This window comes from Kitasatospora sp. NPDC001539, assembly GCF_040298565.1.
GTDB lineage: Bacteria > Actinomycetota > Actinomycetes > Streptomycetales > Streptomycetaceae > Kitasatospora.
Genome location: NZ_JBEPAK010000234.1, coordinates 1 through 11,049 on the forward strand (window position 1 = coordinate 1; position 11,049 = coordinate 11,049).

Annotated in this window: 11 protein-coding genes and 1 pseudogene; 6 read left to right on the top strand and 6 right to left on the bottom strand. The window is 74.1% G+C overall.

The window, feature by feature from the left end:
• Positions 1-157: 157 nt before the first annotated feature.
• A complete protein-coding gene (locus ABT247_RS27060; RefSeq protein WP_350747167.1) occupies positions 158-466 on the top strand; it encodes a hypothetical protein in 309 nt (102 codons plus the stop codon).
• Positions 467-473: 7 nt separating this feature from the next.
• Here ABT247_RS27060 and ABT247_RS27065 read toward each other — a convergent pair whose 3' ends face one another.
• Positions 474-1,304, bottom strand: coding sequence for a hypothetical protein (locus ABT247_RS27065; RefSeq protein ID WP_350747170.1), 831 nt, complete (start codon positions 1,302-1,304; stop codon positions 474-476).
• A 257-nt stretch (positions 1,305-1,561) separates the two neighbouring features.
• Here ABT247_RS27065 and ABT247_RS27070 point away from each other — a divergent pair, with 257 nt between their 5' ends.
• The gene (locus ABT247_RS27070; RefSeq protein ID WP_350747173.1) at positions 1,562-2,098 is read left to right on the top strand and encodes an RNA polymerase sigma factor; all 537 of its coding nucleotides are present in this window, start codon (positions 1,562-1,564) and stop codon (positions 2,096-2,098) included.
• Between the two features lie 87 nt (positions 2,099-2,185).
• On the top strand, positions 2,186-3,160 hold the full coding sequence (locus ABT247_RS27075) for an alpha/beta fold hydrolase (protein WP_350747176.1): 975 nt from the start codon (positions 2,186-2,188) through the stop codon (positions 3,158-3,160).
• On the opposite strand, the gene ABT247_RS27080 is transcribed toward ABT247_RS27075, so the two are convergent.
• On the bottom strand, positions 3,137-3,649 hold the full coding sequence (locus tag ABT247_RS27080; protein ID WP_350747178.1) for a hypothetical protein: 513 nt from the start codon (positions 3,647-3,649) through the stop codon (positions 3,137-3,139). The genes ABT247_RS27075 and ABT247_RS27080 overlap by 24 nt on opposite strands.
• A 165-nt stretch (positions 3,650-3,814) precedes the next feature.
• A complete protein-coding gene (locus ABT247_RS27085; RefSeq protein ID WP_350747181.1) occupies positions 3,815-5,257 on the bottom strand; it encodes a glyceraldehyde-3-phosphate dehydrogenase in 1,443 nt (480 codons plus the stop codon).
• A gap of 341 nt (positions 5,258-5,598) precedes the next feature.
• Here ABT247_RS27085 and ABT247_RS27090 point away from each other — a divergent pair, with 341 nt between their 5' ends.
• Both ABT247_RS27090 and fdhD read left to right on the top strand, forming a co-directional pair.
• The gene (locus ABT247_RS27090; protein WP_350747184.1) at positions 5,599-6,066 is read left to right on the top strand and encodes a GreA/GreB family elongation factor; all 468 of its coding nucleotides are present in this window, start codon (positions 5,599-5,601) and stop codon (positions 6,064-6,066) included.
• A 121-nt stretch (positions 6,067-6,187) separates the two neighbouring features.
• On the top strand, positions 6,188-7,012 hold the full coding sequence (gene fdhD / locus ABT247_RS27095) for a formate dehydrogenase accessory sulfurtransferase FdhD (protein WP_350747187.1): 825 nt from the start codon (positions 6,188-6,190) through the stop codon (positions 7,010-7,012).
• 140 nt (positions 7,013-7,152) lie between these two features.
• On the opposite strand, the gene ABT247_RS27100 is transcribed toward fdhD, so the two are convergent.
• The 3 genes from ABT247_RS27100 to ABT247_RS27110 form a co-directional block, all read right to left on the bottom strand.
• Positions 7,153-8,454 carry a YhgE/Pip domain-containing protein gene (locus ABT247_RS27100; protein ID WP_350747190.1) on the bottom strand — a complete coding sequence of 434 codons (1,302 nt, stop codon included), beginning with the start codon at positions 8,452-8,454 and terminating at the stop codon, positions 7,153-7,155.
• A gap of 197 nt (positions 8,455-8,651) precedes the next feature.
• Complete coding sequence (locus ABT247_RS27105) at positions 8,652-9,308, bottom strand: LuxR C-terminal-related transcriptional regulator (protein WP_350747193.1); 657 nt, start codon at positions 9,306-9,308, stop codon at positions 8,652-8,654.
• Positions 9,272-10,615 carry a sensor histidine kinase gene (locus tag ABT247_RS27110; RefSeq protein WP_350747195.1) on the bottom strand — a complete coding sequence of 448 codons (1,344 nt, stop codon included), beginning with the start codon at positions 10,613-10,615 and terminating at the stop codon, positions 9,272-9,274. The genes ABT247_RS27105 and ABT247_RS27110 overlap by 37 nt, the downstream gene beginning before the upstream one ends.
• Before the next feature lie 338 nt (positions 10,616-10,953).
• Here ABT247_RS27110 and ABT247_RS27115 point away from each other — a divergent pair.
• Positions 10,954-11,049 (top strand): annotated as a pseudogene (locus ABT247_RS27115) (AAA family ATPase); the annotation flags it as partial.

Below are 11,049 nucleotides of genomic sequence, written 5' to 3' on the forward strand. Positions count from 1 at the left end.
GTCGAAGCCGACCTTCTTGGCGTCGACCTGGCCGACGCCATCGGCAACAGCGAGAACAACACCATCAAGATCTGCGACGTCCCGCCGACCGGCGTGACAGTTTCCTGACAGTCCCCGAGGTCGCCACGGCGCCCGACGATCCGTCAGTCTTGGTACCGTGCACGCGATTCGTTTCCACCTCCGCGCCCCGGACGACACCCCGGGGGTCGAGCAGCCGCCCACCCCGGAGGCCCTCCGCGCCGGACTGGCGCGCGCCCTCGGCGGGGCGGCCCGGATCGACCACGCCCGGATCCTCGTCGGCCCGGGCACGGTGGACGGAGTGGTCTTCGTCCTCGCGGACCACCTGCTCGCCGCCGAGGCCGCCGTCATCACCGGCTGCGCCGACCTGACCGGGCCGGGCAGCCTGCTGCCCGGCTGGCGGGTACCGCACTGCGCGGTGGACACCCTCCTGGCACTCGGACTGTAGGAACCGGTCAGGCCGGGCCGAGCCCGGCGTCCGGCGTCCTCCCCGCCTGCGCCTGCTCGATCCGCTTGACCAGCATCGCCGCGAACCGCCGCGCCCCGGCCACGTCCACCGGCCCGCCCTCGGTGGTCACGCTCGCCACCACGGTGCCCGAACGGACCACGATGCTGACGCCGTCCCCCGCCGAGAGCGGCCCGACGAAGGCCTGGCTCTCGCTGCCCAGCACCGGGGTGTCGACCTTGTGGAACGGCCCGACCGGGTACGACGCGTAGGTCTCCTTCAGCCGGCTCCGCGCCGCGTCCCGGCTCGGCAGGGTGTCCACCAGGAAGCGCGCCACCAGGTCACCCGAGGAGAACCGCACCGACCCGCTGAGCGGCTTGCCGGTGCACGGCGCCGACGCCGTGCAGGTGACGGTGTGGTCCGCGCTGTCGACCTTCCGCTTCTCCTCGTCCCACCCGGCCATCGCCCTGGCGTCCGGCAGCACCTGCCCGACCACCTTGTCGTCCAGCAGCGCCGCCTCCAGATCCGCCCCCGGCGTCGCCCCACCGGCCGACGGCACCGGAGCCGCAGCCCCGCCCGCAGCAGCCCCGCCCGAAGCGGTCCCGGCCGCCGACGGCGCGGCCCCGGACGCGGACGGCACCACCGCAGAGCCCGACGCCGAGGCCGCGCCCGTACCGCCCGTACCGCCCGTCGCACTCGTCACCGCCGGACTCGCCGCCCCGGACGCGCCCTTGGCCCCCTCCGATCCCCCCGAGGAGCACCCGGCCAGCACCCCCACCAGCACCCCGGCCGCCACCCCGGCAGCCATCCGCCGCCCACCCAGCCCCATGCCCATCCGCATGCCCGCTCCCTCTCACCTGTCCGTGACCCCTCAAGATAGCGACCACCCCCCGCCCCACCCGCCCCGGCCTCCCCGCACACGAACCGCCCCACCCGCAGCACCCCACCCACCCCTCACCCCTCACCACTCGGCTCCGGCGAGAGGGAGCCGCGCCCGCACCCACCCTCCCGAGAGCCCCCGCCCCACCCCCAACGCCCGAACACCCCGCCCCCGTCCGGTACCGTCCCCCTGGCCCGACAGCGCCGACGGGGGGCGGGATGCCGCAACACGACCACGAGGACCACCTCGCCGGACTCGTCCGAGCAGCACAGCAGGGCGACGCCCTGGCCCTCGACGAGTTGCTCACCCTGCTGATGCCGTACGTCGGCCGGGTGTGCGCCCCGATCGCCCTCCAGGACGCTCCCGACGCCGCCCAGGAGGCGATGATCGCGATCGTCCGCGGACTGCGTCGGCTCAGGACCCCCGAGGCCCTGTTCGGCTGGGCCCGCACGATCGCCGCCCGCGAGGCCGTCCGCGTCGCCACCCGCCGGTCCCCGCAGCCGTCCGGCCGCACCACCCGGACGGCCCCACTCGACCTGCCCGACCAACGCGACCCGGAGCTCGCCGCCGACATCCAGGACGTCCTCGAACGCCTGCCACCCGATCACCGCGCCGTCCTGACGCTGCGCCACATCGAGGGACTGGACGAGAAGTCCGTGGCCGAGATCCTGGACCTCCCGCTGGGGACGGTCCGTTCACGGCTCTTCCGTGCCCGCCACGGCTTCCGCACCGCCTGGGGCGCCGAAAGCCCCTGATCCCGGAGAAATCCACGAACCCTCGGGATTGCGCCGCCCTCCCGCGCCCTCTCCTCTTCTGACACCACCTCCGGAAGGGAGACCCCGATGCCCACCCCGCGCCCGCTGCCCCACCCGCTCGACGCTGCGCACACACCCGACACACCCGACGCACCCGACGCGCCCTCCGCCCCCGAGCATTCCGACCTCCCCGAGCTCGCCGACGTCCGTCACCGCTGGATCGAGGCCGACGGCGTCCGCCTCCACCTCGCCGAGGCCGGCCAGGACACCCGCGTCCCGCTACTGCTCCTGCACGGCTTCCCCCAGCACTGGTACGCCTGGCGGAAGGTGATCCCGCTGCTCAGCGGCGACTTCCGGCTGCTCTGCCTGGACCTGCCCGGCTTCGGCTGGTCGGAGGCGCCCCGGCGCGGCTACACGACCGACGACCGCGCCCGCATCGTCCTCGCCGCCCTCGACCGGCTCGGCCTGGACCGGGTGGGCCTGGTCGGCCACGACTGGGGGGCCTGGACGGGCTTCGAGCTGGCCCTGCGCGCGCCGGAGCGGTTCACCGGCTTCCTGGCACTGAACATGACCCACCCCTGGCCGCGTCAACGCGTCCTGCTCGGTACCGCATGGCGGTTCTGGTACACGGCCCTGCTGGAGTACCCGGGCGTCGGCCGCCGGATCGTCCGGCACCGCCCCGGGCTCCTCGGCTACCTCCTACGGCGCGCCACGGCCCCCGAACACCCCTGGACTGCCGAGGAGTCGGACGGGTACGTCAGCAGGGGGAGCACCCCCGGAGCGGCCCGCGCGGCCGAGCGCCTGCACTGGGGATTCGTGGTCCGGGACATCCCGCGCCTGGCGCTCGGCGCCTTCCGGCAGCGGCGGCTCACCGTCCCGACCCTGCTGCTCGGCGGGGAGCAGGACCCGGTGATCCGCCCGTCGCTGCTGTCGCCGGCGGGCGCCCCCGCCGACGACCTGACCGCCGAAGTCCTGCCCGGCTGCGGCCACTTCCTCCCGCACGAGCACCCCGAGGCGGTGGCCGAAGCCGTCCGCCGCCTACTGTCCCGCTCCCGCGCCTGACCTTTCGGCCACCCGCCGCTCCAGCCGGTCCAGCAGCACCTCGCCGCGCCGCTCGGTGAGTCCACCGAGGAGGTGCTGCACCGGTCCGGCACCCGGCACCCGCAGACGGGCGAGCAGGGCGAACCGTGTCCCCGTTCCCTCCGGGACGGCCGCCATCCCGCCCAGCAGCGCACGGCTCTGCATCAGGCACCAGCCGTCGCGCAGCACGATCTCGAACCGCTCACGGTGCCCGACGACGCTCACGGCGAGCCCCTCCAGCCGCCCGTCCCGGCCGGGGCCCGGCCCGGCCTCCGGACCGACCTCGAAGGAGCGCAACCCGCTGACCAGCCCGGGCAGTTCACCCGACAGGTCGCTCGCGACCGCCCACACCTCGTCGAAGCCGGCCGCGAGGCGCCGCTCGGCGAACAGCGGCCTCCCGGCCCCGGCCGCCGCGAGCACCCGCAGCCGCCGCACCGGGTCCAGGTCGACCGTCGGCCACCCGTCCGCCATCCCCGTCCCTCCCACCGCCTCGAGCACCCGAGCCGAGGCCCGGGCGGGCCCGCCGAAGACGTCCGGGCGAGCCACCGGAGACGGTACCGCCCGGAGGACGCCGACGACGCCGACGGGGCGGCGACCGATCGGTCACCGCCCCGTCGACACCGTGCGGTCGGCCGGTCAGGCCGCCGGAGCCGGGAAGGTCGGGTACTCGACGCCCGAGATGTACTGGACGACCCGGACGACCTGGCACGAGTAGCCGAACTCGTTGTCGTACCACAGGTACAGGATCGCGTTGTCGCCCTCGACCTTGGTCGCGCCGGCGTCCACGATCGAGGCGTGGCGCGAGCCGATGAAGTCGCTGGAGACGGCGTCGGGCGAGTCGATGAAGTCGATCTGGCGCTTCAGCGGCGAGGTGAGCGAGACGTCCCGCAGGTAGTCGAGGACCTCCTCGCGGGTGGTCTCGCGCTTGAGCTGCAGGTTCAGGATCGCGATGGACACGTCCGGCACCGGCACGCGGATCGAGCTGCCGGTGATCTTCGCCTTGAGGTCCGGCAGGGCCTTGGCGACGGCCGAGGCCGCACCGGTCTCGGTGATCACCATGTTCAGCGGCGCGGAGCGGCCGCGGCGGTCGGCCTTGTGGTAGTTGTCCAGCAGGTTCTGGTCGTTGGTGAACGAGTGGACGGTCTCCACGTGGCCGCGGACCACGCCGTACTCGTCCTCCATCGCCTTCAGCGGCGGGACGATGGCGTTGGTGGTGCAGGAGGCGCAGGAGATGATCTGCTCGTCCGGCTTGATCATGTCGTGGTTGACGCCGTGCACGATGTTCGGCACGTCGCCCTTGCCCGGGGCGGTCAGCACGACCTTCGCGATGCCGGGGCGCAGGTGCTTGGACAGGCCCTCGCGGTCGCGCCACTTGCCGGTGTTGTCGATCAGGATCGCGTCCTTGATCCCGTACTCCGTGTAGTCGACCTTGCTCGGGTCGTCGGAGTAGATCACCGTGATCTCGTTGCCGTTGACGACGATCTTGTTGTTCGCCTCGTCGACGGTGATGGTGCCCTGGAACTGGCCGTGGATGGAGTCCCGGCGCAGCAGCGAGGCGCGCTTGACCAGGTCGTCGCCGCCGCCGTTGCGCACCACGATGGCCTTCAGGCGCAGGCCGTTGCCGGAGGCCTTCTCGATCAGCAGGCGGGCGACCAGCCGACCGATGCGGCCGAACCCGTACAGCACGACGTCCTGCGCGGACCGGCGCTCCAGCTTGTTCTCGCCGGTGGCGCCGGCGACGGCCTGGGCGGTGAACTCCTCGACCGACAGACCGCGGTCGTCCGCCCGGTAGGTCGAGGCGAGCATCCCGAGGTCGATCTGCGAGGGGCCGAGGTCCAGAGTGGTCAGCGCCTGCAGGAACGGCATGGTCTCGGTGACCGAGAGCTCCTCGCCGGCTATCTGCCGGGCGAAGCGGTGCGTCTTGAGGATGCTGACCACCGACTTGTTCACCAGGGACCGGCTGTGGAGCAGGACCGTGACGTCCTTCTCCCGGTGCAGCCGCCCGATGATCGGGATCATCGACTCCGCGATCTCCTCGCGGTTCTTCCAGTCCGTGAACACGTCGTCGTTGACAGTCACAAGTCCATCTTTCGAGCTGAGGGTGTTGCCCACATGGTAGCTTCGCCCGCACCCGCCCCTGCGGCCGGTCCCTCCTCCACCCGCCTCCCCCACCGCTCCCACCTGCGCTTTCCCCCGCGCCCCGGCCGGCGAAGGTGATCACCGCCACCCCCACCGCCCGTTGCCGGCAGCGGATTTGGCCGGGTGGGCCGCGCGTCGCGAGCCCGTCCCGATCCCGTCCCGGGCCCGTTCTGGTCCCGTTCCGGGCCCGCCCCGGCCGAGGATTTGCCCGGGGTGCGGCGGGGTGGGCTAATGGGAGGCGGCCGAGTTCGAGCGTTCCGTGAGAGAGCCGGGAGCCTGCGATGAGCGGTGGGCCGGAACCGATCAGTGCCGAGGGACTGCGCGCCGTGCAGGAGGAGCTGGTGCTGCTGCGCAGGGAGCGGGCGGAGGTGGCCGCGACGCTGCGGGGCGGCGAGACGGTGGGAGACCGGGCGGATGCGGCGGACGAGTTGCAGCGGGCGTCGGAGGTGACGCGGCTGGAGCGGCGGATCGCCGAACTGGAGGCGCGGCTGCGCGAGGCCGGGGCGGCCGGGGCTCCGTCGGCGGAGGTGGTCGGGGTGGGCTCCACGGTCACCCTGCGGTTCGGGGACGGCGCCGAGGAGACGGTCGAGGTCTCGGAGCTGGCGGAGGAGCGGGAGCTGACCCTGGTGACGGCGGACAGTCCGCTCGGGGCGGCGCTGCTGGGCTGTCGCGCCGGGGACACCGTGCACTACGAGACGCCGGGCGGCGCGGCCAGCGCGGAGGTGCTGTCGGTGGGGCGCGCGGGATAGGCCCGCGCGGGTACCGTCGGCGACCGTAGAGTCCGTGACGGGGCCAGGACGGCCCGACCGGCACGGACCGACCGGCGCGGACCGACACCACCCGCCCGACACCACCGAGGAGCCGACGACGATGGGCCGAGTGACGATACCGCGCAGGGTGCTGCGGCTGCGCAAGGGCGTGGCCACCCACCGCCCGGACACCCTGGCCGCCGAGGAGCCGATGGAGATCCGGGTCGGCGGGCGGCCGCTGACCGTGACCATGCGCACCCCCGGCAGCGACTTCGACCTGGCGGCTGGCTTCCTGGTGAGCGAGGGCGTGCTGCACGCGGCCGACCACCTCGCGGGGATCCGCTACTGCGCCGGGGCCACCGCCGACGGCGGGAACACCTACAACGTGGTGGACGTCCTGCTCGCCCCCGGGGTGGCCGCCCCGGACGCCTCCCTGGAGCGCAACTTCTACACCACCTCCTCCTGCGGCCTGTGCGGCAAGGCCAGCCTGGACGCGGTGCGCACCACCGCGCCGTGGAGCGTCGCGGAGGACGCGCTGCGCGTCACCCCCGAGCTGCTGTCCGCGCTGCCCGACCGGCTGCGGGCCGCCCAGAAGGTCTTCGACAGCACCGGCGGCCTGCACGCGGCCGGGCTGTTCGACGCCGAGGGGCGGCTGCTGTGCCTGCGCGAGGACGTGGGGCGGCACAACGCGGTGGACAAGGTGGTCGGCCACGCACTGCGCGAGGGCCTGCTCCCGGCGCGCGGCACGGTGCTGATGGTCAGCGGCCGGGCCTCCTTCGAGCTGGTCCAGAAGGCCGTGATGGCGGGCGTGCCGGTGCTCGCCGCCGTCTCCGCGCCCTCCTCGCTGGCGGTGGACCTCGCGGAGGAGACCGGGCTGACCCTGGTCGGCTTCCTGCGCGGCGACTCGATGAACGTCTACACCCGTACGGACCGGATCAGCCTCTAGCCGGTCGGACGGGTAGTCGGAGGGGCGACCGGACGGACGGCCCGTCGGACGCCCGACCTGCCGGACGGACGGCCCGTCGGACGCCCGACCTGCCGGACGGACGGCCCGCCGGACGCCCGGCCGCTCGGGCGCCGGGTCGGCTACTCCGACGGCTGGGGCGTCCAGCGGTGCAGGCCCTTGCGGTCGTAGTAGCGGGTCATCGCGAAGCCGAAGGCCAGGGCGAGCACCACACCGATGGCGATCATGGTCCAGCCCCGGGCGAGCCCCGCGTCGCCCCGGGCGTCGAAGAAGAGGATCGCCCGGATGCCGTCGCTGAGCTGGCGCATCGGCTCGAAGATGCCGAGGAAGCGGTAGAACTCGGGCACCGCCTGGAGCGGGACGGTCGCCCCGGAGGAGGGCAGGGCCAGGGCGATGAAGACGAACATCGAGACCAGTTGTCCGATCCCGCCGAAGGCGGCGTTGATCGCCTGCACCCCGAGGCCCACGGCCACGCTCGCGCAGTAGGCGAACAGCCACAGCATCGCCTGGTGCGGGGCGTCCATGCCGAGGATGCCGACCGTGCAGAGCAGCACCAGGGAGGTGGTGAGCAGCATGATCCCGGCCGTCATGACCATCTTGAGCAGCAGGGTCTGGGTGCGGCTGATCGGGACGGTGGGGCGGCGGGTGTGCCAGGGGCCGATCTCGCTGTCGCTGTAGCCGAGTGCGCCGTCGACGCCGTTGTGGATGATGTTGCCGCCGATGAAGCCGGTGAGCACGGCCAGCAGCGCGTAGTAGAAGGCGCTGAGGCCGAGGCCGCTGTGGCTGCCGATCGGGTGGCCGACCCGGCTGGTGACGGTGATCGGGTCGGCGAGCAGCAGCCGGGCGGTGGCGCCGGTGTCCGGGCCGGGGGCGTTGGAGGCCGGGACGGCGGCGAGCAGTTGCCGACCGGCCGCCACCGAGGCCTGGTGGGCGGCGTTCTGGGCGGTCTGACTGGCCAGCGAGGCACCGAGGCTGCCGAGGCCCGGATTGGTGAGGACGGTGAGGGTGGGCCGATGGGTGGCGCCGCCGGCGGCCAGCGCCGTGACGGTGGCGGTGAAGTCCTCGGGCACCAGCAGGGCGGCGTAGACCTTGCCGGAGGCGAGCAGGTCATTGGCCCCCTCGGTGTCGGTCTGCCGCCAGTGGACGGTGTCGTCGGGGGTGCCGGCCACCACCGCCCGGGTCAGCTCGGTGCCGAGGTTCACCGCGCGGCCCGGTGGCGGCGGTCCCTGGTCCGCGTTCACCAGGGCGATCGGCAGCCGGTGCAGGTTGCCGGTCGGGTTGACGATGCCGCCCATGTAGAGGAGCGAGAGCACCACGGCCACCACGGAGCACAGCACGCCCGGGAAGAGCCAGATCTTCGGGTGCCGGGCGAGCGCCAGCGCCCTCGCCTGGCGGGGAGCCTCCTGGGAGCCTGCGGTCGCCATGCCACCCCTCGGTTCCGGGCACCCGCCTGGTGCCTCCGCCGGTACGGCCGGAAGTCGTTCCGTGGCGGCCGGGTCGGCAAACCCGCGTCACCCGGACGGCGAGTCCGCGTCACCCGGGCGGGCGGGCGCCCGTCCTCGGGCCGGACCGTCCTCGGGCCGGACCGCCTCGGGCCGGACCGCCGGGGGCCGGACCGTCCTCAGGCCGAACGCGTCCCGTTCAGGTACGCCAGCACCGCCAGCACCCGCCGGTTGTCGTCGTCCGAGGCGGCGAGTCCCAACTTGGCGAAGATGTTGGAGGTGTGCTTGCTGACCGCGCCCTCGCTGAAGTGGAGCCGCTGGGCGATCGCGGCGTTGGAGCGGCCCTCGGCCATCATCGCCAGGACGTCGCGTTCCCGGGCGGTGAGCATCGCCAGGGGCTCGTCGTAGGCGTTGCGGGCGAGGAGGCGGGTGATGACCTGGGGGTCCATGACCGTGCCGCCGGCGGCGACGGTGCGCACGGCGTCGACGAACTGGTCGGCCTTGGCGACGCGGTCCTTGAGGAGGTAGCCGACGCCGCCGGTGCCGTCGGCGATCAGCTCGCGGGCGTAGAGCTGCTCCACGTGCTGGGAGAGGACCAGGACGGGCAGGCCGGGCTGTTCGCGGCGGGCGGCCAGGGCGACCTGGAGGCCCTCGTCGGTGTGGGTCGGCGGCAGGCGGACGTCGACCACGGCGATGTCGGGGCGGTGCTCGGCGAGGGCGGCGGCCAGTTCCGGTCCGCTCTCCACCGCGGCGACGATGTCGTGCCCGTGGGCGCGCAGCAGCAGTTCGAGTCCGTCCCTCAGGAGGACGAGGTCCTCGGCGAGGACAACGCGCACGGTAGCTCCATGATCAGCCTGGTCGGGCCCCCCGGGGGGCTGGTCACGGTGAGCGTACCGTCGAAGACCGCCAGCCTCCGCTGGATTCCCCGCAGACCGCTGCCCCGGTCCGGATCGGCCCCGCCCCGGCCGTCGTCGGTCACCTCGGCGCGCAGCAGCCCTGCGCCGTGGGTGAGTTCGACGGCGGCGTGACGGGCTTCGCCGTGTTTGACGGCGTTGGTGAGCGCCTCGCTGACGGCGAAGTACACCGCCGACTCGACCGGCGCCTCGGCCCGGCCCCGCAGTTCGGCCCGGACGTCGACCTTCAGCGGCACGTCCAGCGCCAACGCCCGTACGCCGTCGGCGAGTCCGCGTTCGGCCAGCACCGGCGGGTGGATGCCGCGGACGAGGTCGCGCAGTTCCTGGAGGGCCTGGGTGACGTTCTCCTGGGCGTCCGCGACGACCTTCTTGGCGTGCTCCGGATCGCGGTCGATCAGCGCCGCGACCGCGCCCAGCCGCAGGCTCACCGCCACCAGGCGCGCCTGCGCGCCGTCGTGCAGATCCCGTTCGATCCGGCGCAGTTCGGCGGCCTGGGCCTCGGTGGCGTCGAGGCGGATCTCGGTGAGCTGCTCGACCCGCCGGGCCAGCCGGGTGCGTTCGGTCGGGCCGAGCACGGAGCGGGTCCAGCGGCCGTGCAGGTGCAGCGCCGACCTGCTCAGGGCGAGGCCGCCGGCGACCAGCACCGGCCCGAGGAGGACGGCGGGCCACCCGCCGAGCGGCAGGTCGTACGGGACGAGGGGCTGCCCGAGGCCGTAGAGCCCGGCGGCGGCCAGCAGGACGGGCGTGGCGGCGATCGCCCCGCCGACCAGCGGGTCGGAGATCGCCCAGAGCGCGTCCCGCCAGGTCGCCGGGTCGGTCCACATCCAGCGGAGGGTGAGTGCCAGGGCCGCGAACCGGCGGTTCCTGTGGTAGTCGTGGCCGGTCCAGAACCAGCCGTGGAGGGTGCGCTCCAGCGCCGGCCGCGGTTGGTACGGCACGGGTACGGGCACCTGCGACCAGTGGCCGGATGCCCAGCGGGCAGCACCGGCGACGGCCCGGAGCATCCGGGTGGCCAGGGGGAAGAGCGGGAAGATCCCGAGGCAGCCCCAGAGCACGAAGGACGCCAGGTACGTCACGCACAGCCCTACCCCGACCGGTACCAGCGCGGTCAGGACGGCGCACCGCCCGAGCGCCCGTGCGGCCGTGCGCAGCGCCTGGACGGCTCGGGGGCGCGGCGCGGACTGGGCGGTCGGGCTGGTCCGGCTGGTCCGGCTGGTCGGGCTGGTCACGGGGCCTCCGGAGGCGGGGTGCGGACGACCGGCCGCCACCGGCCCCGGCGAACCGGCGGTTCGCGGCGGAGCGGCGGCTCGTGGTTGTGCGGCGGTTCGCGACGGGTGCCCCGCGCCCGACCCCGGGTGCGGCGATCCCCGCTCCGTGCCTCCCCGCATCGCGCCTCCCCGCATCGCGCCTCCCCGCTCCGCGTCTGCCCGCATCGCGCCTCCTCCGCCTCCGCCGTGCCGTGCCACGGCCGTGCCCTGCCACAGCCGCTCGCTGTTCGGGCGGCTCGTGATCGAGACTAGGCAGGATGGCCGGGCGGCGGAATGCGCCTGAACCCCGGTCGGGGGTGGTCGACGAGGCCCGCGCGCTGTACGAGTGGAACCACGCCAAGCAGCTGCTGCGGATCACCGCCGGTCGGGACGAGGGCTGGGACCAGGCCCGCACC

What these genes read in the sequence shown, in the direction of transcription:
- ABT247_RS27075 (WP_350747176.1), top strand. Translation starts at nt 2,186, where the DNA reads ATGCCCACCCCGCGCCCGCTGCCCCACCCGCTCGACGCTGCGCACACA.
- ABT247_RS27100 (WP_350747190.1), bottom strand. Translation starts at nt 8,454, where the DNA reads ATGGCGACCGCAGGCTCCCAGGAGGCTCCCCGCCAGGCGAGGGCGCTG.
- fdhD (WP_350747187.1), top strand. Translation starts at nt 6,188, where the DNA reads ATGGGCCGAGTGACGATACCGCGCAGGGTGCTGCGGCTGCGCAAGGGC.
- ABT247_RS27080 (WP_350747178.1), bottom strand. Translation starts at nt 3,649, where the DNA reads ATGGCGGACGGGTGGCCGACGGTCGACCTGGACCCGGTGCGGCGGCTG.
- ABT247_RS27070 (WP_350747173.1), top strand. Translation starts at nt 1,562, where the DNA reads ATGCCGCAACACGACCACGAGGACCACCTCGCCGGACTCGTCCGAGCA.
- ABT247_RS27090 (WP_350747184.1), top strand. Translation starts at nt 5,599, where the DNA reads ATGAGCGGTGGGCCGGAACCGATCAGTGCCGAGGGACTGCGCGCCGTG.
- ABT247_RS27065 (WP_350747170.1), bottom strand. Translation starts at nt 1,304, where the DNA reads ATGCGGATGGGCATGGGGCTGGGTGGGCGGCGGATGGCTGCCGGGGTG.